Genomic DNA, 26,122 nt, shown 5'->3' with positions numbered 1-26,122 from the left:
GCAGAAAGCTTAGCAGAGGAGAGCATAGATATGAAAACAAAAGAGTTAGTCGTTATGGCTCTGTTTGCCGCAATCGGCGCAGCGCTCCATTCCATTATTCCGCCCTTTTTAGGCGGGATGAAACCTGATATGATGCTGATCATGATGTTTATGGGCATTCTACTGTTCCCGCGGGTGCAAAACGTTCTCGTTATCGGGATTGTGACCGGAATCATTTCAGCTCTTACAACCGCGTTTCCTGCCGGACAGATTCCAAATATCATTGACAAACCTGTATCAGCGTTTCTGTTTTTCTTACTGTTCCTTCTGGTGAGAAAGAGCCAGAAAACAGCTGTAGTCGCAGTTCTGACAGTCATCGGCACCATCTTATCAGGAACTGTATTTTTAACGTCAGCTTTATGTATCGTCGGTTTGCCTGGCGGTTTCGCCGCATTATTCGCCGCAGTCGTTCTGCCGGCAGCTGTATTGAATACAATTGCCATGATCATGATGTATCCGATCGTGCAAACCATTTTAAGACGCTCAAGTTTTATGGAAGCTGCAAAATAAATGTGACACAAAACCTCTTCCGCTTCCGGGAGAGGTTTTTTCTTAAAAAGAGCCCGCAGCATGTCAGTATGTTTTAAGCGATGAGTTTTGTGATAAAGATAAGACATAGTGTAAAGGCGGTTCCGGTTGAACAAACAAGCGCTTTCTGCCGAATGACTTTCTTCGGCGGATAAGAAGCAGCCTGGCTGAGAAGTCTGATATAGTAGATGGCGCCTGTTGCAAAGGCAAGGGTGATGCAGGATAACACAATCATAAAGACAGACAACCTTCTCCCTCCTTTTCACTTAAAAAATATGCTAAAATAAAGCAAGCTATGTATAGAAGTTCATTCTTCGAACAAAATGGAAAAATCTGAATGTATCATATTTCAAGAAAAAAACGGGGTGATTTTAATGGCGGACGGACGTTCTCTATTAACAGGACTATTTGTAGGCGGCATCATCGGAGGTGCTGCAGTTCTTCTATCAGCACCTTCTTCAGGTAAACAGCTGCGTGAAAAAATAAAAACCAATTGCGATTCTTTTGAAGAAACGATCAAGCGCTTAAAATCAGATGGCGTAACCTTAAAGGACCAGCTAGTAAAAGCGGCAAAAGAAAGTGCAGATGTCATTAAAGACGTAAGCGGTGAACTGCAAACCTCAATTAAAAAATGGCAGGAAGAGATCAAACCTCATCAGCAGGATCTTCAAAAAGAAATCGCCGATATTGAGGAAAAAATCAAACAGCTGGAGAAAACCTTACAAAACTAATATCCTATTCAAAGGAAAAAAGTGCGGGTCAAAACATGACCTGCACTTTTTTTATTCGCAAAAGCCTTTCCTAGCAACGGCTCAAGAATTTATTAAAAAATTCTTACATTTTCATCTTTATTAATCTTTATTTTATTGGCATAATAGAGAAAAAGATAAAGAGAAGCAGGTGACGTAATGAATCAAGTGGAACCGCCTTATGATGTGAAAGAGGCTCTGGTCTTCACCCAGAAAATGGCTCAGCTTAGCAAGGCTCTTTGGAAATCGATTGAGAAGGATTGGCAGCAATGGCTTAAACCGTATGACCTGAATATTAATGAGCACCATATTTTATGGATCGCTTATCAGCTGAATGGAGCTTCCATTTCTGAAATAGCAAAGTTCGGGGTCATGCACGTATCAACGGCATTTAACTTTTCAAAAAAGCTCGAAGAACGCGGGTATTTAAGGTTTTCAAAACGGCTGAACGATAAACGAAACACATATGTTCAGCTGACTGAGGAAGGAACTGAGGTATTCTGGAGCTTGCTTGAAGAATTTGATCCGACGCGCAACGCGGTTTTTAAAGGGTCACAGCCTCTGTATCATTTATTCGGAAAGTTCCCTGAAGTGGCAGAAATGATGTGTATGATCCGCCATATATACGGCGATGATTTTATGGAAATCTTTGAAACATCACTCACAAATATCGACAGCGACTTTGAAAGCGTAAACGGAAAACTGAAGAAAAAAGCAACGGACACTGCTGCGGATGAATCAGCCGAAGAACTTGAACCTGTAAACAGTTAATCAAAGTGTCTGATAATGTCTATAAAAACCTCCATCAGTTCTTTATAAAGCCCCTGCTCATACAGGGCAAAAATCGTTTCATGAACATCTAGTTTTTCATTCAGCTGTCCGGCAAAAAGCGCAAGGAGCTTATCAAAGGTTACAAATCCTTGCGCTTTTTGTGATGCCAGCTCCTCTGACAACTCACCGCATATGCGCACAACCTCTTCCCCTTCTTCTCTGCTCAGCCCTTTATCAATCAGCAGCGCATAGAAAGGGTACCTGTCCATATCCACTGTTTTCACTAATAATTGTATGTAATATTCCAATCGCTCAATGCGATGATCCATCGAATCCATCCACACCACTTCTTTCTATCTTTAATCTTATTTTAGCTGATAATTCACTGAGAAGAAAGTTCTAACCCCATATTTCATAGATTGTTTGCCCCTTTCAAAAAAATACCTGCTGAAAGATATTTTTTCTTAAAAAAGCATTGATTTTTTTTCTTGAGAGGAGTAAATTATTTTGAGATTCTACTCAAGATGTACGGAAGGATGACTTTGATGAATTGCTGGAAAACCATAAATCTGATGAAAGATTATGGTGCCGTTCGCATAATATTGATTGCTGTGTGTTTCATGATTATGGTTTTTATATCTAACTTCTTAGCATTTGAGCTTTTGCGGCCTAAAACAAGCTTGAGCGATGAATATGTACCGCTGTTCGGCGTTTTGCTCGTCGTTATTTTATTTGTACATAAAGTCATCCATGTCCTGCCGATCATCTGCAAAAAAAGAAAAATAGAAAAAAAGATTTACGTATGGCGTATGCGAACGTGGAAACGGATACCGAAAACGACGATGCTGATTTCACTGTTAAGCCCTTTTATGCTGATAACACCTGTATTATTTTACGCCGCGCTGGCGTTTCCGAATCACGCCCATTACTTCTGCATGATTTCAGGCATTCATGCAGGCTACTGTCTGCCGGACTTTTTGCTGGCTCTGAAGCTGATGCAAGCACCGAAAGCATGCTTTATCGATCAGGAAGCAGACGGCTTTGATATTTTGGTCGAAAAGTAGCTGACGCTTGACGCTGTGCCGATTTTTCAGTTTGCATTCTATCTTTTTTGATCAATATTTGGTAATGTAATATGGGAGCAGTTCAGAGAGAGGGGGAATCTCCCATCATATTATTCTATTTTATCGTGGCTGCCTTGTTTATTGTTTACTTTATAAACAGGCTCACCAATACATTATGCCTTGTCAGAGAGATTCCTGAAGAGCGCCAGGATAAGGTATTTCGATTTATCAATGTATGTATATTAATTTTACTGATCTCTTCATTTGTGGAGATATCCTTTACTGTTTAAATATGAGGAAAGTAAAGAAAGCATAGCTGCCGGCCTCGTTAGAACCGGCAGCTATGCTTTTTTACATTGATTAGTAGAGCCAAGAAGCGCCGATGATAATCAACAAGATAAATAAGACGACCAATAAAGCGAAACCGCCTGCAAATACTTCACCCATCTTAAAAAGCACCTCCTGTAAAAAGCTTTATTTTCCAATTACATCTTATGCAGTTAATTGATAAAACGATTAGGCGCTTGTGAAAGCAAAGGATCGCTTTTTCAAAAAGCGATCCCTTTTGCTGCTTAGTAGATGTAAGCTGCACCTACAATGATAAGCAAAATGAACAGTACAACAAGCAAAGCGAAACCGTTTGAATATCCTCCGCTCATGTTACATACCTCCTTTTCTTGATCAATATATTTGTATGTCATCAGGAAAAGTTTGACTAGACGAATGCCCTTTATTTAAAATCTTTTTACAGAAAGCCACAATATGTTATGATACGCATAGGCAATTCAATTTGGAATGATTAGGAGTGTTTGAAAACAATGAAGAAAATCGCAATAGCAGCTATCACTGCTACAAGCATCCTCACTCTCAGTGCTTGCAGCAGCGGCGACAAAGAAGTCATCGCAAAAACAGACGCAGGCGATGTAACAAAAGGCGAACTTTACACAAACATGAAAAAGCAAGCTGGAGCGAGCGTCCTGACTCAGCTGGTGCAAGAAAAAGTTTTGGACAAGAAATACAAAGTATCAGATAAAGAAATTGACAACAAGATGAAAGAATACAAAACACAGCTCGGTGATCAATATACTGCGTTAGAAGATCAATATGGAAAAGATTACCTAAAAGAACAAGTTAAATATGAATTGCTTACACAAAAAGCAGCTAAAGATAACATCAAAGTTACAGATGACGAAATTAAAGAATACTGGGAAAACTTAAAAGGCCAAATTCGCGCAAGCCACATCCTTGTCGCTGACAAAAAGACAGCTGAGGAAGTAGAGAAAAAACTGAAAAAAGGCGAGAAATTTGATGCCCTTGCGAAGGAATACTCTACAGACACAGGCTCAGCTACAAACGGTGGCGAACTTGGCTGGATTTCAAAAGATAACGAACAACTGGATTCCACATTCAGAAAAGCTGCATTCAAACTGAAAACAAACGAAGTCAGCGAACCTGTGAAAACACAATTCGGCTACCATATCATCAAAAAGACTGAAGAACGCGGAAAATATGAAGATATGAAAAAAGAGCTGAAATCTGATGTTCTCGACCAAAAACTTAATGACAACACAGCTGTGCAGGCAGCCGTTCAAAAAGTAATGAAAAAAGCTGACATCGATGTGAAGGATAAAGATTTGAAGGATACATTTAACACTTCTTCAAATAGCAGCTCTTCAAGCAATTCTAAATAAAAAAAAGCTGTGCAGGCTCACTGAGCTGCGCAGCTTTTTTTATGCGATGGAATGATTTTGGTTTTCTTCCTCACGCTGCTGGGACGTGCGGCGTTCTTTTTCTTTTTCCATCCTCTCAATGTAGATCTGACCTTCTTTTTCAATAAAAGACTGGTCTAACTTATCTTCCTCTTTGGCTGCTGACACTAGCTTATGTGCACTGAAAATGATGCCCACAATACAAAGATATACCCACCATGGAAAAAACAACACGGGCTTCTCCCCCTTTTGCATAGATTCTTTATTGTTAACCTTATGCAGGAATGAGACAGGTTATGAGCGGGAGAAGCATGTAAAAAAGGACTGAGCTGAACATGTCAGCATCAGTCCTTTTTCATTATTGATTATTTATGAAACGTCGGTTTATAAAAGGAACGGTTTTCAAGTGCAAATACACGTTCAGTGTACTCACCCGGCTTCACGCGTTCCAGCGCTCTGTCCATCATATTCATTTTCGCATCCAGATTATCAATATAGTGCAAAATTTCCGCTTCTTTTACCATCGGCGGTTTTGGGCTGCCCCACTCTGCTTTGCCGTGATGGCTCAGGATTAAGTGCTGGAGGATCAAAACCTCTTCAGAATCAATTTGAAGCTCCTCAGCCGCTTTTGACAGCTCTGTGACCATAATCGAAATGTGGCCTAGCAGATTGCCTTCTACTGTATAGGAAGTGGCAACTGGCCCCGACAGCTCTTTTACTTTTCCGAGATCGTGAAGGATAACTCCTGCGTACAAAAGATCACGATCAAGAGACGGATATAAATCAGCAATTGCTTTTGCCAGATTCAGCATAGAGACGACGTGATACGCTAAACCTGAGACAAACTCGTGATGATTTTTCGTAGCCGCCGGGTAATCCATAAATTCTGCTTCGTGCTTTTTGACCAAATATCTTGTTATCCGCTGGATATTTGGATTTTTCATTTCAAATATATATTGAGTGATGGTATCCAGCATTTCATTTTTCGGAATCGGCGCAGTTTCCAAAAAATCATCAATATTGACGTTTTCGTTCTCGCTCACCGGTCTGATATTTCTCAGCTTCAGCTGGGTGCGTCCGCGGTAATGGTGGACATCCCCCACCACCTTAACGATCGTCTGCGGCGCATAGGTTACTTCATCACTTTGCTTGGCATCCCACAGCTTGGCTTCAATATCACCTGACTGGTCTTGAAGCATCAGAGTTAAAAACGGTTTTCCATTGCTTGCAATCCCTTTTGTTAAGGATTTAATCAATAGATATTGGTCAACCTGTTCGCCAACCTCATGTAGCATAATCCCTTTAGCCATACTATTAAAGCTCCCTCCGTATCTTACATAATATCAGTATATCACATACCAATTATCAGCTATATAACCTCATTTATGACACTAAATGGGTGATTTGATCACTTTGAAACGCGGTTTTTACATGTTCATGGCATGTAAAATAGAAAATCTGCCGTTCCCCTCCTGATAAAACAGAAAGCATCTCCAGCACGCGGTTCAGTCGTTTCTGATCGAAATGGACAAAGCTATCGTCGAGCTGGAAGGGCAGCATAGCCCCATCCTGACGAGTAACAGCCAGAGCGAAACGAATTGCTGTATACAGCTGTTCACACGTGCCCTGAGACAGCTCTTCCGCCTGAAACACCGTTCCAGCACTGTTCATGACCAGGATGGAATCATCTGTTTCGGAGAAATAAATTGATTGATAGCTGCCGTCAGTCAGCGGGCGGAAGAATTTCTCGGCTGTCTCCAAAAGACGCGGCAGACCGACTTTTTTATGCCGCTCCATTTTGTTTTTGATCACATGTCTGACCATTTGAATCGAAGCCCATTTTTTTGCAGATTCTTTCACACGCTCTTTTTGCATTTCAGTTTGCAATTTCAGATCAGAGACCAATCCCGAAGCCTCTAACTGTTCCTGTTTAACCAAAAGCAATGCGATTTGAGCGCGCATCTGTTTCAGCTCCTCATCGAGCCGTTCTTTTTTTTCATGTTCCTGCAGTCGTTTTTGCTCCAATTCAGAAAGAGTGCCGGAGTCTGCCAGATTAAGTTCTGCTGAGCTGACACCTTGAAGCTGTGCATTTACGTTATACAGCTTTGTGTCAATATCCTTCCATTTCTTGCTGATGTCGGCTATGGCGAAAAACTCATTTCTGTCTTTTGCTCCCGCTTCAGTGAATAATTGTTCGATCTGTGCGTGGAAATAACGTATTTCTTGCTCCAGCTCCAGCACCTGCTCTTCGTGAAATTGGATATCTTTATTCATTTCATTTTTTTGCTTCTCAATCTCTTTTTCGCGTTCCGCGTTTTTCCGCAGTTCGTGAAGGACATCAGCAACGGGGGTTTGAGAATCGATTTTGTCAGGATGCAGCATTCTGACGCGTTCCTCAAATGTCCGCCGAAGCTTTTGTAGTCTCCCGGCTTCGATCGTCAGCTCATGTTTTTTCTTCACTTCTTTTTGTACGTCCTTCATTACATTGTAAGCATCCAGTAAGAAGGAAGGGTCTTCCTTAAATCCGAGTTCATTCATGAATTGCTCAGCTTGGCTGAAGGAGGGAGCCATATCGGCCTCCCACTGTTCAAATTGCTCAATGATCCTTTCGTAAGCTGCCTCTTTTTGCTGAAGCTCTGCCCGCAACGATATAAGGTGCTGTTTATTGCGGTCATCCTCCCATAATGCTTCTCTAATCGCTTCGGCTTCTCGCGGAGAAATATCCGTCTCTGGCTCTTTCGTCTCCCTTACTTCTTCAGAAGACAGCGGCTTTCTGCCCGTTGTAAAGGCATACAGCACGAGTGCGGCGCCGATGCATATAGCTGGAATCCATTGCTTCAGCAGCAGAAAGAGAACCATGAAGAGAATGCCTGCTGCCATCACGGTCTTCTTTTGTTTCGCCTGCTGCCTTTCGAAGAACTTCAGCTGTTCCCTCAGCTTCATCTGCTCTTGGTGCTGTCCCTGTGCTTCATCATATGCTTTAAGAACGGCTTCTTTTTCTTTTCTTTGGCTGTTTTCAAGGATGACGGAAGATATGTCACGAACTGCCCTTTCAGCGTCTTCCAGCTCGCGCCTCGCCACTTCAAACATTTCATCAAGCTGTCTTTTTCTGTCTCTCGCCTGCACGTAATGCCGCACCGTCTGCTGGAGCTGCCATTCATAGTCATAGGACGTGTTCATATTCAGCAATTCATTTTCATCTGTTTTATTTAGCTGCTCCAGCCCGGCCGCTGCCTGTGAAGAGGACTGGCGCAGCTGAGCCTGGATGGCGGCAAGCTGTTCCCCGTAGGATTGGTACATATGATACGCTGATGATAGCTCTGAGATAAGTGCTTCATTCTTCAATATGGCCTCATTTGGGTTAAGCTTTTGCAGCTGTTTGTCCAACTCTGCAAGTTTAACCCGAAGCGCCTCCAGCTGTGCGGATTTCGGATGAAGATGGGATTCATACTTTTCTAAACGATGTAATCCGTCAGCAGGGAATTGCCCCGCATGTTCCGGATATTGTTCAATCGCCTGTTCCAGCGCAGTTTTTTCGATTAGCACCGGTTTCAGTTCAATGGCTCTTTCGATGTTTCGAAAATGTTCCGCAGTCTCTTTCAGCTCTGTTTCAGCGGCTGCAAGACGGGATTCGAGCGTTCTTTTCTCCTCAAGAAGCTGATGATAGCCCGCCTCCTCCGTCTCAGCCTGTTTCAGCTTTGCTGCCAGCTGCTTCAGCGTTTCCAATTCCTGATTCAAATGAGGGTTTCGGCCGTTTGGTTTAAAGAGCCTTTCGCTTTCCTTCGTCAGCCTTGAATCAAGCTTTGATACAGCCTCAGCGCCAAACAGGCTGGAAAACAGCAGGAATTCCCCGATCTTGTCCCGATTAAAGGTGTGAATTTCCTGCAATCCGAATACATCAAACGAGTAAATGGCTTTGTACAGCGCCCTGTCCGTGCCCTGGAACAGCTGCTTTAGAAAATCTTCCTGCTTTACTTCCCCGGATTCTGTGTACACCCTTACCTTCTCAGCGGCTCCTTTTGTCCGTTCAATCTTCATCACGCCGTATGCAGGGTGCTCAGCCTCAAGGACACCGCCATACACGCCGCCTGATTTCGGTTCATATTTTTTCGATTTCGGAAATCCAAACAGCATGCTTTCTATAAATGACATCATCGTCGTTTTTCCTGCCTCATTTAATCCATAGATTAATTGGACAGGCGAGGCGGAAAAGTGAAAGGTCCGGTTTGAAAATTTTCCGTATTGGTAGATATGTAATGATATGATTCGCATAGCTTTCACCGCCTCATGTCTCAAGCACCTTAAGCTGTCTTTTCAATAGAACCTGTGCCTGCTCTTTTATTTCCTTTGTCTCCTCTTGACTAAACCGGTCTGCGTGTCTCCTATATACCGGATGCCGTTCAAGCCCTTCCAGCACGCCTGCCAGATCAGTCTGCTCAATGTCTTCCAATAAACCGCCAAAAAAAGGATCAAGGCTGTTAAGCTCTGCTTCATTGTCCATCTCATCTTCCAATGAAAGCGGCCATATAAAATTTTCCTCGTCCGCCTCTTGCTCCTGAAAGGCTTCAAGCAGCTCGTCCAGTGAACCTCTCGGCGCATCCAATAACCATTCTGGCGCTGTCCCCTGTAATACGAGCTTCACACATGCAGGAGTCCCCTTTTTCCGCAGTTTTGAAAACGTGTCCTCGACAATTTGAAAGAGCGCGGTCATATTCTCTGCCGCTGACACATCAATTTCTGCTTTCTCCCATAGGACGTCATGCGCTTTCTTAAATTCATAGGACATATCTCCGCGCTCCACACGGACAAGATAAAAGCCTTTATCTCCTGTCTCCTTCATATGGCGCGCTTGAGGATTTCCTGGATATATCGCGGCCGGGTGTCCGGCTACAAGAACCTGGCGTTTGTGAATATGGCCAAGCGCCCAATAATCCATTCCGCTTTTCACAAGATCGTCCTGAGTAAACGGGCAATATGGATCGTGTCCTTCAGAGCCTGATAACGTGCCGTGGAGCATCCCGATATGAAAGGGCGCGTCAGTTGATTTCCGGTAGCGGGCGGCTAGATTTTCCGTCACGGCTCTGGTCTGATAGCTGAAACCGTAAATGCTTGCTGCGCGCCTGCCATCCTTATAAAACGATTTTTCTTCAGGGACTGGGGATGTAAACATGTGAACATTCTCCGGCCATTCAATCGGTGTCCATTCTCCGCCGAGATGATCATGGTTCCCAAAAATCACATAGACTGAAATCCCGTACTCTCTAAGTCTATCGAACTGTTTTTTCAAAAAGAGCTGCGCCTTTAAACTTCGATTGGCCTCATCAAACAAATCCCCCGCCAGCAAAACGAAATCAACGCTCTCTGTGATTGCAGCGTCTATGATATGTCTCACGCTTGAAAACGTGCTTTCTTTGATCCGGGCAAAAATGGGTTCCGGCAGATGCGATATCCCGTAAAACGGGCTGTCGAGATGAAGATCTGCCGCATGAATAAAGGTTAGATCAGTCAACATTCTGCTCCTTTCCAGGATGAAGTACCCTTATTTTAGCACCGATTTCTTACGAATGCACGTTCTGTCAGAACGAATACAATCAAAAAACAGCCTGAGCATTCCCAGGCTGTTTTTCAATCAGTTTTTCGCCAAACGCAGCGCTTGTTTGATTGCTTTAAACGCGCTTGAGTTGCCGTAAATCAAGACGCCGCCTTTATAAATTCTGGCGCCAATGACGGCAAGTAAGATAATGGTAAGCAGAGTTATCCCGATGCCGACAGCCGCCTGCCAAAACGGAATATCCAGCATGCCGACGCGCAAGAACATAATCATCGGCGTAAAGAACGGGATAAACGATGTGACCGTAATAAATCCTGCTTCAGGAGCGTTTAGTCCGAACATGGCAATCATAAAACCGGCAACCACCAAAAGCGTCATCGGTGTGATCGTTTGCTGCACGTCCTCTATTCTGCTGACGACGCTGCCAAGAAACGCGGCCAGTGTCGCATACAAAAAGTAACCGAGCAAAAAGAAAATAACCGCATATATCACGGTGGAGACGGGAACGTCGGTCAGATTAAGAAAACCGCCGACAGATGAAGCCGTTTCGCTCGTTTTGTTCAGCTTCAGCGACAGATATCCGGCAGAAATAATGACAGCAAGCTGTGTTATTCCGACGAGCCCGATGCCTAACAGCTTTGCAAACATTTGCTGGATCGGCGGCATGCTTGAGATGAGGATTTCCATGACACGCGAAGATTTTTCGGTCGCAACCTCCATCGCAATCATGCTGGCATACATAATAACGGAGAAATAGATGACAAACAGCATAATGTAAACAAGCCCCATCGCCTGCCCAAGCTCTTCCTCAGACTTTGCACCCTCTTTCAGCGCCTCCTGCCCGACAGTGACAGGCGCATAGAGGCTGCTGATGGTTTCCTGCGAAACGCCGAGCTGCTCTGTTCCAACAGCGGTTTTTGTTTGCGTTAACGCCTGCTGCAGTGTTTGAACCGTGCTTTCATCCGAAATCGTTAACGCTTTATACGTCCCTGAGATCGTCCCTTTTTCATCTCTTTTGATAATGAGCATGCCGTCAAGCGTTTCATCTTTGACCTGCTTTGTAACTTTTTCCTCTGGTTGCTTAGACTGCTTCACATCAAGATCGCTGTCTGTATCGACTGCTTTCAGCTGCTTTGAGAAAATCGGATATAATTCGTTTGTTTCATCAATAACAGCAATTTTCTCTTTTGTATCTTCTCCTTGAAACATAGAAATAATCGATTCTAAATTAGTGACAGCCAAAACAAGCAAAACCGTGACGACAGTAGAAATAATAAAAGATTTTGCCATAATCTTATTTTTATATGTATGAGAAAGCATGATCAAAAATTTATTCATAGACGGCCCCCACCTTTTCTATAAAAATATCATGGAGTGACGGCTCTTCAAGCTCAAACTTTCGAATAAATCCTTTTCCTTGGAGCATGGCGAAGATCTCTTGAGAGATGTCTTCATTGGCAATTTGGAGCTTTACGCCGCCGGCTGTTTCCTTCCATTGCGTAATGCCTTCGTGCCCCTGTAAAAAATGCAGATCGTCATCGGAATGTATGGTCACATTCTTTTTGCCGAATGAACGTTTAATTTCCTTCAGACTGCCTTGCACAACAGGCTTTCCTTTTTGCAAAATACAAAGGTGCTCACACAGCTCCTCGACATGCTCCATCCGATGGCTGGAAAATAAAATCGAGACACCGCTGTTTTTCAAAGAGATAACAGCCTCCTTCAACAGCTCGACATTGACAGGGTCCAGCCCGCTGAATGGTTCATCGAGAATCAGCAGCTCAGGCTTATGCAAAACCGACGAAATAAACTGGATTTTCTGCTGGTTTCCTTTTGAAAGCTCATCTACTTTTTTATTCTCGTATTCTGTTATATTGAAGCGTTCAAGCCATGTTCCGAGCTCTTTTACAGCCTCACCTTTCTCCATACCTTTTAATCTTGCCAGATAGACAAGCTGGTCCTTTACCTTCATTTTTGGATAAAGTCCGCGCTCTTCCGGCAAATACCCGATTTTGTTGCTCATACTGTAGTTGACGGGGCGGCCTTTCCAGCTGATCGTACCCTTCGTAATGCTTAATAAGCCGAGAATCATGCGAAAGGTCGTCGTTTTTCCCGCTCCGTTTGCGCCTAAGAGGCCAAACATTTGCTGTTCCGGGATTTCTAAATTCAATCCGTCAACCGCTTTATAATCTCCAAATGTCTTCGTTACGTGATCAATCGTCAGCACCGAATCTCCTCCTTCCTCGACCCATTATATACTATATATGGTTAAAACATAATAAAGGATTTTGGTTTGCTTTTTTAGAATATAAATGGAGAAGGAACGATAATTGATATAGTTGGAGGCGAAATATGATGGCGGAGTATTTTCTTACGGCTTTTGATCCTTCGGGAGAAACACTGATAAACGAGCGATTTGAGGCGGAAAACGAAGATGCGGCAAAAAAGCAGGGTGAAGCCCTGTTAAAGGAAAAAGAGCTTCATCATCATACCCATCGTTTAGTGAATGCAGCCGGAAAGCTGATTTTGTTTCAGAGATGATCAGCTTCCCGGCTGATCTGTTACGCTTGAAACTTTGGCTCCCGTTTCTCTAAAAACGCACGGATTCCTTCCTGGTGATCTTTTGTCCTCCTCATTCTCTCCTGGGCACTTCGTTCAAGAGCCAGCACCTTCTTCAATTCATCAATATGGAGGCTCTGAAAAATGGCTTTCGTCTCAATCATTGCCAGTAGGGGCGAGGCTAAAAGTGTTTCAACATAAGGTCTTGCACCTTCCGCAGGCTCTCCGTTAAATGTACCATCCAAGAGACCCATGCCAGCCGCTTCTTCAGCGGATAGCTTTTTCCCGCTCCAAATCAGCTTTTTCGCTTTCGCTTCCCCAATCCTTTTTTTCAGCAAATAATGGCCCCCGCCATCAGGAACAAGTCCGATGCCAATAAAGTTCATTGCAAGTACAGCATTTTTCTCTGCAAGCACAATGTCAGCACAAAGTGCTAAACTCAGACCCAGTCCCGCGGCAGCGCCATGGACAGCGGCAATCGTCACTTTTTTCATTTCGTATAACGTTAAAGTGATAGCTTCGATCGTATCCATCAGCTGTCTAAATTGATCAGGATCATGATCAGAGGTCATCATCCGTATATCGCCGCCTGCCGAAAAACCTTTTCCGGTACCTCTCAGGAGGACGATGAGCGCCTCGCTTTCAGAAACCTTTTCACACGCCTCCTTCAGCTCAAACAGCATTTGCTCATTCAAGGCGTGATGAGCATCAGGGCGATTCAGCACAATTTCTGCCACAGGCCCCTTCAGTTCATATTGAATATAATCCATATGAAACACCTCCATGTATACGCTTTCTTTTTTTCTTTCTCATATACATTCCCCGCCGTCCTTAAAGAAACCTTTTTTATTTTTCAAGGTCAATAGATACTGAAAAATGCATATCATTTGAATGGGAACATAAAGTTTTATATAGTGAAATGGAAGGGATATAGAATGAGAAAGGGGGAAGGTAACATGGATAAATTGCTGATCAGCTTTCTATTAAGCTTATTTATGGTGTACTTTCCCCCTTCTGACGTGGTCCTGCCCTCCCAGTTTGATGCAAGCACTGACAGCTATGTGCCAATGTCCTCATATCCAAAAGAATCACAATCAGCCAAAACGCCGTCACCGGGCAGTCTGCATCTGGCGGAGTTTTTGAAAGAGTACAATCCATTGGCGCAGTCTATCAGAACGTTATCTGCCAAACCGCTTGATGATCCTCACATCAACAGGCTGGAAAGGGTTTGTGCCATCCCGATCAAATACCAGTCTAATTACCTCCGAATATGAATGGATACCGTTTTGTTTGTACCCTGTCATTATGCCAATACTACATTCGGAGGGATTCTCATTGAATATAAAAGAAAACGACCTGCCGGGAATCGGCAAAAAATTTGAAATTGAAACAAGAAACCGCGAAAAAATGACGATTATTATTCATGATGACGGAAGAAGAGAAATCTATCGGTTTGATGACCGGGATCCGGATGAGCTTCTTTCCAATATTTCATTGGATGATTCCGAAGCAAGGCAAATTGCCGCGATTTTAGGCGGCATGGTCTATAAGCCGCAGGCGCTGGAATCCATCGAGATGGCGTTTAGCGACCTCATTATTGAGTGGTTTAAGGTGGAAAAAGGCGCGAAGTCAATCGGGCGCACCCTCGGGGAACTTGATGTCCGTCAAAACTATGATGTCACTGTCATCGCCATCATTAAACACAACCAGCAAAAGTTTTTAAATCCAGGCGCTGACTCGGTGATTGAAGAAGATGATACACTTGTCCTCTCAGGTGAAAGAAAGCATCTGAAAAAGCTGACTCATGATTTTCTTTCTAGAGAGGGCGTGTGATCTGCGGATGGATCATCTTGTGTTTGAAGTCGGAACCGCGCTTGTGCTTGTGGCGATTGCCAGTGTCATCGCAAATAAAATTAAGTTTTCAATTATCCCGTTTCTCATTATTTTAGGGATGCTGCTAGGCCCTCATGCCCCTAAAGTCGGGATTATTGACCTCACGTTTATAGAGAGCAGTGAAATCATTGAGTTTTTCGGGCGGATGGGCGTGCTTTTCCTCCTTTTCTATCTCGGACTTGAATTCTCTGTCGGAAAGCTGATCAAGTCTGGAAAATCCATCGCAATTGGCGGATCAATTTATATCTTGATTAACTTCAGCCTTGGACTGCTTTATGGCTTTATCACCGGGTTTTCTTTCCTGGAAGTCCTCGTGCTGGCAGGCGTCATCACCATTTCTTCAAGCGCGATCGTCGCAAAAGTGCTGGTCGATTTAAAAAGAACGGCCAACCCGGAAACCGAACTGATTCTCGGCATTATTATGTTTGAGGATATTTTCCTTGCCGTGTATTTGTCTGTTGTTTCCGGCCTTGTGCTTGGAGACGCGACATCAGTCGGGAGTGCGCTTTTGTCCATTCTGATCGCATTTGGCTATATGCTGCTGTTTTTTATCGCAGCCAGAAAGCTCCCACCGCTTTTGAATAAGCTGTTGGACATTCGCTCGAATGAAGTGTTTATTATCGTCATTTTTGCAGCGCTCTTTTTCATCGCCGGGTTTTCAGAGACAATTCATGTGGCAGAAGCCATCGGCGCGCTGCTGCTCGGTTTGGTCTTTTCAGAAACAGAGCATTCCGATCGGATTGAGCACCTTGTCGTTCCGTTTCGCGACTTTTTCGGCGCGATGTTCTTTTTCAGCTTCGGCCTCAGCATAGACCCTTTTTCACTTGGTGAAGCGGTTTGGCTGGCATTGGGAGCTGTGATCCTGACCATATTCGGAAACTTTGTCGCCGGAATGGTGGCGGGACGCCGCGCAGGGCTTTCTCATAAAGCCTCATCCAATATCGGTCTTACGATCGTATCACGGGGAGAGTTTTCGATTATCGTCGCCAACCTCGGCATAGCCGGCGGCCTGTCAGCCACATTAAAGCCATTCGCCGCATTATATGTCCTTATTCTGGCGATTTTGGGGCCATTATTAACAAAAGAATCAAAATGGATTTACCGCCAGCTGAACAAGGTGTTTAAATGGAAGCCGGACGTTCAGCCTGTGAAAAAACAGCGGGGATAAAAAAAAGCAGCACTGTGATCAGTGCTGCTTTGTCGTTCTCTCAAAAATCTGCTCTAAATATTTGATCTTTTCGTCCGTGTAGTGCTCAAATCGGTCATTGTATGATTTCGGGTCTTTCGGATTGGCAAAGTGTGTGATTTTCCCTGTATCCGGATCAATAAATTTACTTGCCGCACCGCAGCCGATGCCGATAATCGTCTGCACTTCTTCCATAATCATAATGTTGTAGATGCTTTCCTGGCCCGGAATCGAATACCCCACGTTTTCCAGATTTCCAAGAATATTTTTCTGGCGGTATAAATAATAAGGCACGTATCCATGCTCTTTCGTCCAAGCTACCGCATCATCCATCATTTGAGAAACCTCTTCTCTCCCGGCAACTTTGTATTTATGTTTATTTCTTGTCATTTCTGACGCCCGTTTAAAGGAAAGGGTGTGAACAGTCAGCGATTCCGGCATCAGTTTCCCGGTTTCTGAAAGGCTGTGTCTGAACTCCTTTACGCCTTCTCCAGGCAATCCGATAATTAAATCCATATTGATATTATTCATGCCATGCCGGCGTGACAGATGATATTTTTCAATGGTCTCTTCCACCGTATGATGACGGCCGATCGCCTTGAGCGTTTCGTTTTCATAGGATTGCGGGTTAATGCTGATCCGGTCAATATCATATTTGTTCAACACGGCAAGTTTTTCTTCAGTAATCGTGTCGGGGCGGCCCGCTTCCACAGTAATTTCACGTATGTTCTTCACATCCGGGAAGGAGCGGACCATTTCTTCATACAGAAGATCCATCTCTTCCGCTGTAATGCTGGTAGGCGTCCCGCCGCCAAAATAAATGGTTGTGACCTTGACGTCATGCTCCTTCAGCCATTCGCCGATTTTCTGCATTTCGTAATGCAGCCCCCACAAAAATGAGCCGACTCTGCCTGCTTGTCCTTGGATGGCGTATGCAGGGAAGGTGCAATACGCACATTTGGTCGGGCAGAAAGGAATACCGATATAAATACTGACTTCTTCTTTTACTTGATACAAATCAGGCACCGCCGCCAGCTGCCGGTCGACAATTTGCTGCATCAATTCGATTTTCTCATCATGAATTAAATAGTCTTTTTTCAATTCTGCATGCGCCTGTTCCTTCGGCATCCCGCTTTGCAGCTTTTTATGAAGCAGCTTCGTCGGGCGGATTCCCGTGAGGATTCCCCACTTTTGCGTGATGCCCGTATGCGCTTGAAGAAGATTTAAGTAAACATAAGAAATTGTGTTTTTTACTTGTTTGAAAGCTTCTTTTTCATTCATATCAGGAGAAAAAGATTTCGTATGGTGTTCCTTAATTCCGGTTCCTTTCACTTCTCCTGAAACCGTCACATGCTCATCCGTTTGCGTGCACGCTAAAGAGATGACAAGATCCGCCGGCTCCTCTCCGCCGTAGACAAGATCGCATTCCTCATAAAACAAATTTGCGATATTCTGCAGTGGCCGATGAAGGCGGTCATCGTGTATGCCTTCTATTTTCATTTGCAACTTCATCACCTAATTTATCAGATTCAAAACTTTCTTAAGTGTACAGAAATAAGTAGCTAAAATCAATCCGGCAAAAAAGCCGCCGCACCTGTCTGGGCGCGAGCGGCTTTTTTATACGCGTTTCATGTGGAACTTATCGAGGAACCCTTTTCGCTGCTGCATACGGAAATATTCCTTCATCATATATGCGACGCCTTGCTCGTCATTTGACCTCGTGACCCAATCGGCCTTTCTCTTAATTTCCGGTGCAGCGTTCCCCATTGCTACCCCAAGGCCGGCAAGCTCAATCATCGGAAGATCGTCTTGCTGATGGCCGATAGCGACTACATCCTCCATCGCCAGTCCCAGTTCCGAAGCGACAAGTGCAAGGCCCGCTTCCTTCGAAACTCCCTTTGGAACAATGTTCATTTTCTCATCGTTTACGCGAATCACGTCAACCGCCGGGAAGGCTTTTGTGATCGTTTCTGTAATGTCTTGCTGAATATCGTGTTCTGTATACACTTCGATGACGGGCGCACTAACCGGTTCATCCATCAGAAGATCGCTTAACGATTCAACAAACTGAACCGGGTAAAAGATGGGATCTGACGGGTGGATCAGCGCTTTTCCAAGCAAATTTGAATTGACCTTTTTCTTGTTTCCAATCGAATATTTCTCGTGAAGAAGCCTGATGTTACATTGATAGCTCTCAAGCACTTGAACGATATTAAAAGTATGGTCGTCAGAAATTCTTTTTTCAAAAAAAGGCGCGTCTATTTTCTCAGCGATATAGGCGCCGCTGTGGGTGATCAGCTTTGCATCAAGCTTCAGCGATTTTGCTATTTTCTGAGCTGAGCGAAAATGGCGGTTGGTGACAAGTGTGACGTAAATCCCTTTTTTCTTAACATATTCAATCGCATCTTTCGTCGCCTGATGAATTTTCCCGTTCGACCGAAGCAGCGCTCCATCTATGTTTAAGGCAAGCAATTGTTTTGACACAGAGATGTCCCCCTCCTTGATGACTGTACTTGTGTATAGGATATGACCCTGTCTCTGTGTTTAGAACAACCTTTTCTGTACAGCAAAAAAAGCCTGACTCAGCAGGCTTTATTTATGCAAACATGATAGGATACGATCGAAGCAGCCATTCTCCCTAATATCGTTATTTCGATTTACGAAAAATCATGTATTAGGAACCCCTTATTTGACCAATGATGCGCTCCGAACACTTACTCTCTGTTGCTTATCCCCTCTATATAACGGCATGATATGCGACCGTATCCATTTGAAATAGGTAAGTGTAGGCGCTTTCAATGTTATTATCGCAGTTTTCTCTGCAGAAGACAAGGGTTTTTTTAACTAAAAAAAGTAACCAATATCTGTGTAACTAAGGTAGCGTAGAATGTTAATTATTGGATATCATCACTTGAACAAGAACATATATTCGCATATAATAGAAACAATAAACTGAAAAGCGGTGGTCCGATGACTGGTTTAAAAGAAATTTATAATCAAGAACTGATCTCTCAATTAATAGATACTGTAAAAGAAACCTATCCAGCGTTCAACAAAGACAGATTCGAGGAACTCTTAATGCAGGAAGAATGGCCTGCGCTCGCTTTAAAAGAACGCATGCGCCGCATTACCGTTGCTTTATACGAAACACTGCCGAAACATTACGGTGAAGCGCTTGCAGTATTATGGGATGCAGCTCCTCATTTTAAGGGACTCAGCGGAATCATTTTTCCTGACTATGTGGAACAGTACGGATTAGAGCATTGGGATGATTCAATGAAGGCGTTAGAATACTTTACGCATTATTCTACTTCAGAATTTGCTGTGAGGCCTTTTTTGCTTTTAGATCAGGAAAAAATGATTGCGCAATTGCTAATATGGTCTAAGCATGAAAATGAGCACGTGAGAAGACTTGCGAGTGAAGGAAGCAGGCCCCGCCTTCCATGGGGAAAATCGGTACCCGCTTTAAAATCGGACCCCTCCCCCGTGCTGCCGATCCTTGAGCAGCTGATGAAGGACGAGTCTTTGTATGTGAGAAAAAGTGTGGCCAACAACCTTAATGATATATCAAAAACACATCCTCACTTGCTGAAAAAAGTCGCTGAACAATGGTATGGAACACATCCTCATACAGACTGGATCATCAAACACGCTTACCGGACCTTGTTAAAAAAGGGCGATAAACAGGCTTTATCACTTTTTGGCTATCATGATGCTGATTCGATTCAACTGCAGGATTTAACGTGCGAGTCCAGCCGTATTTCTATTGGTGAAACCCTCAAATTTACTTTTCACATTCATTCAAACAGGGATCAAAAAGCAAGAATTGAGTACGCCATTGATTACGTAAAAGCCAGAGGCCAGCGTCATCGAAAGGTATTTAAAATAACAGAAACGAATATAGGAAAAAACGAAACAAAATCATATACCAAAACGCAATCATTTAAGGATTTATCTACAAGAAAACATTACAAAGGAATTCACACATTATCAGTGATCATTAATGGAGAGGTCAAAAAGTCGCTGGATTTTCAAATTTGCTGAACGAATAAAAAAATCCCTTCTTATCCAGAAGGGATTTTGATAGATTAGCCTTCGACACTGCCGTAAAGCTCTTCTAAAGGCTTCATGATGATTTTGTTTAATTCGCCGATCAGCATACTCATACGCTGCTCCGCTTCCATCAGCTGAGAAATTTTTTCGTGCTGCTGCACAAGCGCAACAGTTTTTTGAGCCTGCTGCACTTCGTCTTCTGTAATTTCTTCTCCAGCCATTTGTTTTTGCTGAAGTCTCAGCTGCACATCCCGGAAGTTTTCGAACATCCGTTTCGCAGACTCGTCTGCGTTTACTTCATCATACAGGTTTTTTAAACGGGTAAACTCTTCGCTCCCGCGCAATGCATTTTCCAGATCATACGCTACATCATAAAAATTAACAGCCATTGTACATAGCTCCTTTCATCATTGCCAATTGACATACCCCTCCACTATAACAGACTATGGAGCTCCTTTCATTAATCGAAACCCGTTTCTTCTTAAAAAAGGATGACAAACAAAGCTTGAATCGCACCTATGATTCCGCCGAGAAGCCCGCCCAAATAGGTTATCATTTTAAATTCTTTTTTCGAAATCGACAGCACCATTTCTTCAAGACGCTGTACCGGGAACTGATCCACCTGCTCCTTTACAATTTCCTCAAGACGCATTCGTTTTAATACACTTTCGAGATTGGTTGAAATCCCCTCAAGCAATTTGTCTAAAAGCGCCGGCAGGACACGATGGTTTAGATCATCTTCATAGCGGGCAGTAAGCGAGCCAATCGTATTTTCAAAAAACGGAGCAGTTGAAAATGCTTGCAGCACTCTTCGTTTCAGGCTAAAGATTAATACTTTTGCGTTCCATTTTTCGTCCGCTTCATTAAATGTATACTCCTTCAGCTTGCCCCATTCGTTTTTCAGAAGATCAGAAAGCAGCTTATTCGTTTCCTCATTCCGCAAAAACTTCAGAAGCTCCGGCAGCACGCGATCAGCAAGGCTTGAATTGCCGAGAAACATTTGCACCATGCTTCCAAGCATACCGCGTTCTTTTAAGAAGTCATCAATCATATTGCCGAGACGGATTTTTCCTTCTTCACTTTCAAAATAACGAATGCTTCGCGATAAAATATAGCCTGAAATCATCGGTATCTTCTCTTCAAGCTTTTCCTGCACTTCCAATGGCAGTGCTTCTTTTAACGTTTGATGCTCATATTGGCGGAATAGTTCATTCAATTTATCATCCGTCCAGCGGCTGATCCAGGCATCTGCCGCTTCACCCGGATGCTTTACTCCGATTTTTTCAAGCGCTGCTTTTACTGTCATTTCAGATAACGACAGGTTCTGAATCAGCTGTTCTCCGACTTGCAGCGCCTGCTTTTTGGCTGAATCTGAGACAAGCCGCTTTTTAATACCCTCAGGCGTTAATAAGTGGTTTACCACCATCAGCCCCATTTGTTTCGCAAGCTCATCACGTCTTCTTGGAATCAATCCCGGAGTAAAAGGGACTCGTTTTCCAAACAAATAATATGCCTTATACGGCCTAAATAGCATTTGAATTGCTAAATGATTGGTCACCGCGCCGATAACTGCGCCGATCACGATCATAAATATAAAGGTTCCTGCAATACCCATTCCTGCTCATCTGCCTCCATCTGTGCTTTTACTTTTTCATAAATAGAATGACCTATTTGTATTATAGAGGTTGGTGTGATCACTTAGCAAACAAGGAGACAAAACACAGTGCCATAAAATCAGCTTGTTTAACAGGAATAGGGCAAGATGCTGAATCGTAATCTGTAAAGTAGACTACCGACAGCTGTGTTCCTGATGTTTTTTGAAGCGTTACGCTGCTGACACCCGCCGGCAGCTTTTTAATAAAAGGGGGAGTCTCACCATGATAACACTCGGTTTTATGTCCTTAACCCGCCAGCATGAGCAGGATTTTTCCGCAGAATTGGCCGTAAGAGCGCCCGAATTCGGCATACGTTTGATCCGCTTTACACCGTTTGACATTTTGCCCGACACCCTGCGTGTCAAAGCGCTCGTTTATCACCCAGCGAGCAGCAATTGGAACGAAACAGAACTTGCGATTCCCGATTATATTTATGACCGCTGTTTTTATGGGAAGGATTCACAATCCCAAAAAGCAAAGCCGATCGTTGAATGGCTCAAAAAATATCCGAAAACCGAATTTATCGGGCGGGGTCTTCCTGATAAATGGACGGTGCTTCAAGATTTGCAGGAGCATTCTGTGATCAATCCTTACATTCCAGAAACCATGAAGGTGAGCCGATTTGAACAAATCCATTCGTATTTATTGAAAGAAAAAGCCTGTATTTTAAAGCCGGCGTTCGGTGCTGGCGGCAGAGGCGTTATACTTCTGGAGCTCGGCAAAAAAAACATAACCGCCACCTACCATATCGGAAAGGATAAACAGACAAAAGCCTTTTCTAACCAAGCTTCTTTTAAAACCTGGTGCAAAAAAGTGCTGCAGCACCAATATTTGATACAGCCTTATTTAAATATCCAAGATAAGGAGCAATACCCGTGTGATATCCGGCTGTTTATGCAAAAAAATGAGGACGGTGAATGGCATACCGTTGGAAAGGCAGTGAGACGCGGATACAAAAATGGGCTGCTGGCCAATTTATCAGGCGGATCGGATACGCTTACATTTGATACATGGTTTGAAAATATTCCGAAAAAACAGCAGGTAGTTCTACTGGATGACGTATTCTCGATTACCCAATCGGTTCCTTATTATCTGGATGAGCGATACGGGCCGTTATTTGAACTTGGTCTGGATATATGCCTTGCGAAGGACGGGAGAATCTGGATCCTGGATATCAATTCTAAACCAGGCAGAAAATCAATACTTCATGTTTCCCCTGAGAAAAAAGAACATCTATTTACTTGTCCTCTTAAGCGGTGCAAATATCTATTTTCGCTGCAAAACCAGAAAGGAGTCCTTCCGCGTGAATCGTAATCGGTTTTTGATCGGCATAGACAAAAACAGTGAAAATACTATATTTCTGCCCTCCGCAATGAAGCAAGACGGCCTTTTGTCTGCCTCATTTGGAACGAAGGTTGTCAGATGCCATGTTACTTTCAGACGAAATCTCGAACAGACGGTGCTCCTCTCTGAAAATTTGTTTCACGAACTGTTGATACCGCACCGCAGCCGGGCTGATATTCTCATTCATGATCATTCGGTGCACATTGGTCCGTTAATCGGCATCTTCACCGCGGGGTTTACCGCCTCACTTGAGCGCCCTTTTAAGGATCGATCTCTCTTTTTTTCTAAACTGCTCACTTTGCATGAACAAACAGGAAGCTATTGCTTCGTGTTTGGCGCGCACCAAATCAATTGGCAGGAAGGAACGATTGAAGCGCTTCTATACAGGGAAAACGGCTGGGAGAAACACATTGTCCCGCTGCCGAACGTCGTGTATGACCGTTTGCCAAACAGAAAAATCGAGAATTCAATTGTCTTGCAGAATACCAAAAACCGGCTGATCAATGAATATCAAATTCCATGGTTCAACAAAACATTTTTCAACAAATGGGATGTTCATCAATTGCTGGAAAAAGACCCAAGAACGGCTCCTTTTTTACCAAAATCAATCCTTCATCCTACTGTTGAGCAGATTGAAGAGCTGAGTGATTCATTCGGCAAGGTTTATATAAAACCGGCGGACGGAGCACTCGGCACCGGGATTTATCAGCTCGCCAAAACGGAATCCGGTTTGACTGTGAAACATACGAATGATGCTAAATCTTTTTCTTCAATCGACTATCCCGATGCTTCCGCATTTTTGGATGAATTTCAAAAACAGCATGATCCCGCTGTCTTTCTCGTTCAGCAAGGGGTGCATTTAATTGAATTTCAGGGAAAACCAGCCGATTTCCGCGTTCATACAAATAAAAACGGGAAAGGGAAATGGACTGTGACTGCCATCGCAGTAAAAATTTCAGGAGAAAACAGCATTACAACACACCTATCCAATGGCGGGGTAGTGAAAACACTGGCCGAAGTATACGATGATCCGACGGAACGAATACATGTCATTAAAAAGCTTTCTGCGGCGGCGCTGACCGCCAGCCAAGTGCTTCATGACCATATCGATGGGTTCGTTGGCGAGATTGGTTTTGATTTTGGCATTGATCAAAACGGTAAGGTATGGATGTTTGAAGCGAATTCACGTCCGGGCCGCAGTATTTTTTCTCATCCGAATCTGCAGTCTGTCGATTCTTTGACAAAACGAAGAAGCTTTGAATATGCGTCATATCTTTCGAAGATGGCGATTACCTCCCATGAATCGCTGTGGCCATCCTAATTTGCCCGCTTTATGTAAAAGCGGGCTTGAAGTTTATTCATCGCTGGGACAAGTCACATCATAAAGTCCCTTCAATGATGTTTTGCAACAATGATACAATGAATATAATTCGTCCGTATCCATGTCAATTGATATCAACTTCAAGGAGCGTGGCCCTGATGATTTCTCATTTCAGCTGGAAACCTTTGTTTCAAAAAGAAAAACTGCCCGGATGGACCATTTCGTTTTACTATAAAGGCACGCATTATGAAGGCATCTATCATAAAAACGGCGAGATTGAATGGGGAGGTTTGTATCCCGCCCGTGCTGATGAGCCTGCACTCAAAAACGAGGTACATGAATTGATGCTTTTTCATATTTACGATTAGCTTAGCCTGAACGGCTAAGCTTTTTTTATGTTTCTCAAGATTTACCACTAAAATGCCCGCATGAGTTTCAGTCAAATCTAACATAATACGTAGTAACAAGCCGGCAAAGCATTGGGTTACGCCGAGACGGCAGTGACACCCGAGTCGGGTCCACAGACTGGTGCAACTCCAGTTAACCCAACCATATCAAATAAAAAAGGAGATTTTACACATGGCTAACCAAAACTCTTCAAATCAATTGCTAGTACCTGGCGCAGCTCAGGCTATCGACCAAATGAAACTTGAGATCGCTTCTGAATTCGGCGTTAACCTTGGAGCGGATACGACTTCCCGCGCTAACGGTTCTGTCGGAGGAGAAATCACAAAACGTTTAGTATCTTTCGCTCAGCAGAACATGGGCGGCCGCGTACAATAACAATTCAATAAATGGCTGACAGAAGGCGCGGTTTCCGCGCCTTCTTTATATTTGTCACCCTTTTTTCCTGCTCCACATATCCTAGAAAAAAAGGGAGGGAATCAGGGTGCCATTCATCGCAATTGTGAATTGGGAGCTGGTGCAGTTCGTAAGTATATCCATGATTAACGAATATGTTTCCCATCGTTCTGCATTCTTGTACAGGTATTCTTTCCCACGCTGTTCAAACTGAGTACATCCTTTTATAATGGGGGCGAGGAGGTTTTTTCATGAAAATTGCTTTATTTGGGGCAAGCGGCCGGGTCGGACAAGCCTTTTTAAAATTGGCAGGGAACGATGAACAACTTGATATTTACGCCTTGCTCAGGTCACCAAATAATAAACTTGGCCTGCCGAAAGAACGGATCGTTATCGGGAATGCTCGCTGCCGGGAACATGTGAAAGAAATCATGAAAGATGCTCAAATCGTCATCAGCTGTCTCGGTACAGATGGTGATGATACGTTGTCAGCTGCCATGACACATATTCTTGCCATTATGCAGGAACAGCATATCCAACGGGTCATAACGATCGGCACCGCGGGCATTCTTAATTCACGGATTGAACCAGGAAAATATCGATTTGAAACAAATGAATCAAAACGAAAACTGACTCGCGCTGCCAAGGAGCACGCAAAGGTATATAAAATGCTCAGAGCTTCGTCCTTAGACTGGACCATTATCTGCCCCACATATCTTCCCGACGGAGAAGCAGCAGGTGAATACCGTGCAGAACGCAACGTCTTGCCGGTAGAAGGCAAAATGATCACTGTCGGCGACACAGCGGCTTTTCTGTATCACGAGCTTCTTACAGGAGACTATATCGGCTGCCGGGCAGGACTGGCTTATTAATGCGTACAAAAACCCAAAACATTGGAT

At 43.7% G+C, this 26,122-nt stretch carries 32 protein-coding genes; 17 read left to right on the top strand and 15 right to left on the bottom strand.

Translation table 11 applies throughout. The annotated features are described in order from the left end of the window. Positions 1-30: 30 nt before the first annotated feature. Positions 31-549, top strand: coding sequence for a tryptophan transporter (locus LJF29_RS06725; protein ID WP_229147697.1), 519 nt, complete (start codon positions 31-33; stop codon positions 547-549). 73 nt (positions 550-622) lie between these two features. Here the strand turns inward: LJF29_RS06725 and LJF29_RS06720 are convergent, their stop codons facing one another. Beyond that, positions 623-814 (bottom strand): hypothetical protein, encoded by a 192-nt coding sequence (locus LJF29_RS06720; protein WP_010333595.1) that lies wholly within the window; start codon positions 812-814, stop codon positions 623-625. Between the two features lie 127 nt (positions 815-941). On the opposite strand from LJF29_RS06720, the gene LJF29_RS06715 reads away from it, so the two are divergent. After that, positions 942-1,298: a YtxH domain-containing protein gene (locus tag LJF29_RS06715; RefSeq protein WP_010333594.1), complete on the top strand. Its 357-nt coding sequence runs from the start codon at positions 942-944 to the stop codon at positions 1,296-1,298. Positions 1,299-1,475: 177 nt separating this feature from the next. Next, positions 1,476-2,087 (top strand): HTH-type transcriptional regulator Hpr, encoded by a 612-nt coding sequence (locus LJF29_RS06710; RefSeq protein WP_010333593.1) that lies wholly within the window; start codon positions 1,476-1,478, stop codon positions 2,085-2,087. On the opposite strand, the gene LJF29_RS06705 is transcribed toward LJF29_RS06710, so the two are convergent. Beyond that, entirely contained in the window at positions 2,084-2,425 is a 342-nt protein-coding gene (locus LJF29_RS06705; protein ID WP_229147695.1) for a YhaI family protein, read from the bottom strand. The two genes, LJF29_RS06710 and LJF29_RS06705, sit on opposite strands and share 4 nt — an antisense overlap. A gap of 207 nt (positions 2,426-2,632) precedes the next feature. Here LJF29_RS06705 and LJF29_RS06700 point away from each other — a divergent pair, with 207 nt between their 5' ends. Both LJF29_RS06700 and LJF29_RS06695 read left to right on the top strand, forming a co-directional pair. After that, positions 2,633-3,151 carry a DUF3267 domain-containing protein gene (locus tag LJF29_RS06700; protein ID WP_029441201.1) on the top strand — a complete coding sequence of 173 codons (519 nt, stop codon included), beginning with the start codon at positions 2,633-2,635 and terminating at the stop codon, positions 3,149-3,151. Positions 3,152-3,222: 71 nt separating this feature from the next. Next, on the top strand, positions 3,223-3,441 hold the full coding sequence (locus tag LJF29_RS06695; RefSeq protein WP_081720768.1) for a hypothetical protein: 219 nt from the start codon (positions 3,223-3,225) through the stop codon (positions 3,439-3,441). Positions 3,442-3,511: 70 nt separating this feature from the next. Here the strand turns inward: LJF29_RS06695 and yhzE2 are convergent, their stop codons facing one another. Both yhzE2 and yhzE1 read right to left on the bottom strand, forming a co-directional pair. Continuing rightward, positions 3,512-3,598: a sporulation protein YhzE2 gene (gene yhzE2 / locus LJF29_RS06690; protein WP_003155248.1), complete on the bottom strand. Its 87-nt coding sequence runs from the start codon at positions 3,596-3,598 to the stop codon at positions 3,512-3,514. 125 nt (positions 3,599-3,723) lie between these two features. Continuing rightward, positions 3,724-3,810 carry a sporulation protein YhzE1 gene (gene yhzE1, locus LJF29_RS06685; RefSeq protein WP_003327753.1) on the bottom strand — a complete coding sequence of 29 codons (87 nt, stop codon included), beginning with the start codon at positions 3,808-3,810 and terminating at the stop codon, positions 3,724-3,726. 159 nt (positions 3,811-3,969) lie between these two features. Between yhzE1 and LJF29_RS06680 the strand changes: the two genes are divergently transcribed. Continuing rightward, positions 3,970-4,842, top strand: coding sequence for a peptidylprolyl isomerase (locus tag LJF29_RS06680; protein WP_168747326.1), 873 nt, complete (start codon positions 3,970-3,972; stop codon positions 4,840-4,842). 39 nt (positions 4,843-4,881) lie between these two features. Here LJF29_RS06680 and LJF29_RS06675 read toward each other — a convergent pair whose 3' ends face one another. The 6 genes from LJF29_RS06675 to LJF29_RS06650 all read right to left on the bottom strand — a co-directional run bounded on the left by LJF29_RS06675 (position 4,882) and on the right by LJF29_RS06650 (position 12,638). Further along, positions 4,882-5,094, bottom strand: a complete 213-nt coding sequence (locus LJF29_RS06675) for a sporulation YhaL family protein (protein WP_229147693.1) — start codon at positions 5,092-5,094, stop codon at positions 4,882-4,884. 131 nt (positions 5,095-5,225) lie between these two features. Continuing rightward, positions 5,226-6,170 carry a 3'-5' exoribonuclease YhaM gene (gene yhaM / locus LJF29_RS06670; RefSeq protein WP_168747325.1) on the bottom strand — a complete coding sequence of 315 codons (945 nt, stop codon included), beginning with the start codon at positions 6,168-6,170 and terminating at the stop codon, positions 5,226-5,228. Positions 6,171-6,243: 73 nt separating this feature from the next. Continuing rightward, the gene (locus LJF29_RS06665; RefSeq protein ID WP_229147691.1) at positions 6,244-9,141 is read right to left on the bottom strand and encodes an ATP-binding protein; all 2,898 of its coding nucleotides are present in this window, start codon (positions 9,139-9,141) and stop codon (positions 6,244-6,246) included. A gap of 4 nt (positions 9,142-9,145) precedes the next feature. Beyond that, positions 9,146-10,372, bottom strand: a complete 1,227-nt coding sequence (locus tag LJF29_RS06660; protein WP_229147689.1) for a metallophosphoesterase family protein — start codon at positions 10,370-10,372, stop codon at positions 9,146-9,148. Positions 10,373-10,489: 117 nt separating this feature from the next. Continuing rightward, on the bottom strand, positions 10,490-11,749 hold the full coding sequence (locus LJF29_RS06655) for an ABC transporter permease (protein ID WP_229147687.1): 1,260 nt from the start codon (positions 11,747-11,749) through the stop codon (positions 10,490-10,492). Continuing rightward, complete coding sequence (locus LJF29_RS06650) at positions 11,742-12,638, bottom strand: ABC transporter ATP-binding protein (RefSeq protein ID WP_010333585.1); 897 nt, start codon at positions 12,636-12,638, stop codon at positions 11,742-11,744. The genes LJF29_RS06655 and LJF29_RS06650 overlap by 8 nt, the downstream gene beginning before the upstream one ends. 128 nt (positions 12,639-12,766) lie before the next feature. On the opposite strand from LJF29_RS06650, the gene LJF29_RS06645 reads away from it, so the two are divergent. Continuing rightward, complete coding sequence (locus LJF29_RS06645; protein WP_010333584.1) at positions 12,767-12,952, top strand: YhzD family protein; 186 nt, start codon at positions 12,767-12,769, stop codon at positions 12,950-12,952. Positions 12,953-12,972: 20 nt separating this feature from the next. Here LJF29_RS06645 and LJF29_RS06640 read toward each other — a convergent pair whose 3' ends face one another. Continuing rightward, positions 12,973-13,740 carry an enoyl-CoA hydratase gene (locus LJF29_RS06640; protein WP_010333583.1) on the bottom strand — a complete coding sequence of 256 codons (768 nt, stop codon included), beginning with the start codon at positions 13,738-13,740 and terminating at the stop codon, positions 12,973-12,975. A gap of 165 nt (positions 13,741-13,905) precedes the next feature. On the opposite strand from LJF29_RS06640, the gene LJF29_RS06635 reads away from it, so the two are divergent. The 3 genes from LJF29_RS06635 to khtU all read left to right on the top strand — a co-directional run bounded on the left by LJF29_RS06635 (position 13,906) and on the right by khtU (position 16,031). After that, positions 13,906-14,244, top strand: coding sequence for a hypothetical protein (locus LJF29_RS06635; protein ID WP_168747320.1), 339 nt, complete (start codon positions 13,906-13,908; stop codon positions 14,242-14,244). A 61-nt stretch (positions 14,245-14,305) separates the two neighbouring features. Continuing rightward, positions 14,306-14,803 carry a K(+)/H(+) antiporter subunit KhtT gene (khtT, locus tag LJF29_RS06630; RefSeq protein ID WP_010333581.1) on the top strand — a complete coding sequence of 166 codons (498 nt, stop codon included), beginning with the start codon at positions 14,306-14,308 and terminating at the stop codon, positions 14,801-14,803. 7 nt (positions 14,804-14,810) lie between these two features. Continuing rightward, positions 14,811-16,031 carry a K(+)/H(+) antiporter subunit KhtU gene (khtU, locus tag LJF29_RS06625; RefSeq protein WP_229147686.1) on the top strand — a complete coding sequence of 407 codons (1,221 nt, stop codon included), beginning with the start codon at positions 14,811-14,813 and terminating at the stop codon, positions 16,029-16,031. Between the two features lie 18 nt (positions 16,032-16,049). On the opposite strand, the gene LJF29_RS06620 is transcribed toward khtU, so the two are convergent. Beyond that, the gene (locus LJF29_RS06620; RefSeq protein ID WP_229147678.1) at positions 16,050-17,555 is read right to left on the bottom strand and encodes a coproporphyrinogen III oxidase; all 1,506 of its coding nucleotides are present in this window, start codon (positions 17,553-17,555) and stop codon (positions 16,050-16,052) included. A 111-nt stretch (positions 17,556-17,666) separates the two neighbouring features. Next, positions 17,667-18,533, bottom strand: a complete 867-nt coding sequence (locus LJF29_RS06615) for a Cof-type HAD-IIB family hydrolase (RefSeq protein WP_010333578.1) — start codon at positions 18,531-18,533, stop codon at positions 17,667-17,669. Between the two features lie 486 nt (positions 18,534-19,019). Here LJF29_RS06615 and LJF29_RS06610 point away from each other — a divergent pair, with 486 nt between their 5' ends. Beyond that, entirely contained in the window at positions 19,020-20,093 is a 1,074-nt protein-coding gene (locus LJF29_RS06610; protein ID WP_229147677.1) for a DNA alkylation repair protein, read from the top strand. Between the two features lie 44 nt (positions 20,094-20,137). Here LJF29_RS06610 and LJF29_RS06605 read toward each other — a convergent pair whose 3' ends face one another. Both LJF29_RS06605 and LJF29_RS06600 read right to left on the bottom strand, forming a co-directional pair. Then, positions 20,138-20,491: a YlbF family regulator gene (locus LJF29_RS06605; RefSeq protein WP_010333576.1), complete on the bottom strand. Its 354-nt coding sequence runs from the start codon at positions 20,489-20,491 to the stop codon at positions 20,138-20,140. A 92-nt stretch (positions 20,492-20,583) separates the two neighbouring features. Next, positions 20,584-21,717: a DUF445 domain-containing protein gene (locus tag LJF29_RS06600; protein ID WP_229147675.1), complete on the bottom strand. Its 1,134-nt coding sequence runs from the start codon at positions 21,715-21,717 to the stop codon at positions 20,584-20,586. Positions 21,718-21,979: 262 nt separating this feature from the next. Here LJF29_RS06600 and LJF29_RS06595 point away from each other — a divergent pair, with 262 nt between their 5' ends. From LJF29_RS06595 to LJF29_RS06570, 6 genes are all read left to right on the top strand, one after another. Continuing rightward, positions 21,980-23,071, top strand: a complete 1,092-nt coding sequence (locus tag LJF29_RS06595) for a YheC/YheD family protein (protein ID WP_229147674.1) — start codon at positions 21,980-21,982, stop codon at positions 23,069-23,071. Beyond that, positions 23,061-24,422: a YheC/YheD family protein gene (locus LJF29_RS06590; protein WP_229147672.1), complete on the top strand. Its 1,362-nt coding sequence runs from the start codon at positions 23,061-23,063 to the stop codon at positions 24,420-24,422. Before LJF29_RS06595 ends, LJF29_RS06590 begins: the two co-directional genes overlap by 11 nt. 149 nt (positions 24,423-24,571) lie before the next feature. Then, positions 24,572-24,790 carry a YheE family protein gene (locus tag LJF29_RS06585; protein WP_081720766.1) on the top strand — a complete coding sequence of 73 codons (219 nt, stop codon included), beginning with the start codon at positions 24,572-24,574 and terminating at the stop codon, positions 24,788-24,790. 211 nt (positions 24,791-25,001) lie between these two features. Then, positions 25,002-25,205, top strand: coding sequence for a beta type acid-soluble spore protein SspB (gene sspB / locus LJF29_RS06580; protein WP_010333571.1), 204 nt, complete (start codon positions 25,002-25,004; stop codon positions 25,203-25,205). A gap of 106 nt (positions 25,206-25,311) precedes the next feature. Continuing rightward, complete coding sequence (locus LJF29_RS06575) at positions 25,312-25,437, top strand: hypothetical protein (protein WP_081720765.1); 126 nt, start codon at positions 25,312-25,314, stop codon at positions 25,435-25,437. A gap of 37 nt (positions 25,438-25,474) precedes the next feature. Beyond that, on the top strand, positions 25,475-26,095 hold the full coding sequence (locus tag LJF29_RS06570; protein ID WP_229147671.1) for an NAD(P)-dependent oxidoreductase: 621 nt from the start codon (positions 25,475-25,477) through the stop codon (positions 26,093-26,095). The last annotated feature ends 27 nt before the right edge of the window (positions 26,096-26,122 follow it).

Source organism: Bacillus sp. LBG-1-113, assembly GCF_020708615.1.
GTDB classification, from domain to species: domain Bacteria; phylum Bacillota; class Bacilli; order Bacillales; family Bacillaceae; genus Bacillus; species Bacillus mojavensis.
Note: the sequence above shows the minus strand (reverse complement) of the source record. Positions and strands in the feature narration are given on the sequence as shown.

Excerpts from the sequence above, each read along its gene's own strand:
- LJF29_RS06725 (WP_229147697.1), top strand. The coding sequence starts at position 31 with ATGAAAACAAAAGAGTTAGTCGTTATGGCTCTGTTTGCCGCAATCGGC.
- LJF29_RS06715 (WP_010333594.1), top strand. The coding sequence starts at position 942 with ATGGCGGACGGACGTTCTCTATTAACAGGACTATTTGTAGGCGGCATC.
- LJF29_RS06710 (WP_010333593.1), top strand. The coding sequence starts at position 1,476 with ATGAATCAAGTGGAACCGCCTTATGATGTGAAAGAGGCTCTGGTCTTC.
- LJF29_RS06705 (WP_229147695.1), bottom strand. The coding sequence starts at position 2,425 with ATGGATTCGATGGATCATCGCATTGAGCGATTGGAATATTACATACAA.
- LJF29_RS06700 (WP_029441201.1), top strand. The coding sequence starts at position 2,633 with ATGAATTGCTGGAAAACCATAAATCTGATGAAAGATTATGGTGCCGTT.
- LJF29_RS06695 (WP_081720768.1), top strand. The coding sequence starts at position 3,223 with ATGGGAGCAGTTCAGAGAGAGGGGGAATCTCCCATCATATTATTCTAT.
- yhzE2 (WP_003155248.1), bottom strand. The coding sequence starts at position 3,598 with ATGGGTGAAGTATTTGCAGGCGGTTTCGCTTTATTGGTCGTCTTATTT.
- yhzE1 (WP_003327753.1), bottom strand. The coding sequence starts at position 3,810 with ATGAGCGGAGGATATTCAAACGGTTTCGCTTTGCTTGTTGTACTGTTC.
- LJF29_RS06680 (WP_168747326.1), top strand. The coding sequence starts at position 3,970 with ATGAAGAAAATCGCAATAGCAGCTATCACTGCTACAAGCATCCTCACT.
- yhaM (WP_168747325.1), bottom strand. The coding sequence starts at position 6,170 with ATGGCTAAAGGGATTATGCTACATGAGGTTGGCGAACAGGTTGACCAA.
- LJF29_RS06660 (WP_229147689.1), bottom strand. The coding sequence starts at position 10,372 with ATGTTGACTGATCTAACCTTTATTCATGCGGCAGATCTTCATCTCGAC.
- LJF29_RS06655 (WP_229147687.1), bottom strand. The coding sequence starts at position 11,749 with ATGAATAAATTTTTGATCATGCTTTCTCATACATATAAAAATAAGATT.
- LJF29_RS06645 (WP_010333584.1), top strand. The coding sequence starts at position 12,767 with ATGGCGGAGTATTTTCTTACGGCTTTTGATCCTTCGGGAGAAACACTG.
- LJF29_RS06640 (WP_010333583.1), bottom strand. The coding sequence starts at position 13,740 with ATGGATTATATTCAATATGAACTGAAGGGGCCTGTGGCAGAAATTGTG.
- LJF29_RS06635 (WP_168747320.1), top strand. The coding sequence starts at position 13,906 with ATGAGAAAGGGGGAAGGTAACATGGATAAATTGCTGATCAGCTTTCTA.
- khtU (WP_229147686.1), top strand. The coding sequence starts at position 14,811 with ATGGATCATCTTGTGTTTGAAGTCGGAACCGCGCTTGTGCTTGTGGCG.
- LJF29_RS06610 (WP_229147677.1), top strand. The coding sequence starts at position 19,020 with ATGACTGGTTTAAAAGAAATTTATAATCAAGAACTGATCTCTCAATTA.
- LJF29_RS06605 (WP_010333576.1), bottom strand. The coding sequence starts at position 20,491 with ATGGCTGTTAATTTTTATGATGTAGCGTATGATCTGGAAAATGCATTG.
- LJF29_RS06600 (WP_229147675.1), bottom strand. The coding sequence starts at position 21,717 with ATGGGTATTGCAGGAACCTTTATATTTATGATCGTGATCGGCGCAGTT.
- LJF29_RS06595 (WP_229147674.1), top strand. The coding sequence starts at position 21,980 with ATGATAACACTCGGTTTTATGTCCTTAACCCGCCAGCATGAGCAGGAT.
- sspB (WP_010333571.1), top strand. The coding sequence starts at position 25,002 with ATGGCTAACCAAAACTCTTCAAATCAATTGCTAGTACCTGGCGCAGCT.
- LJF29_RS06570 (WP_229147671.1), top strand. The coding sequence starts at position 25,475 with ATGAAAATTGCTTTATTTGGGGCAAGCGGCCGGGTCGGACAAGCCTTT.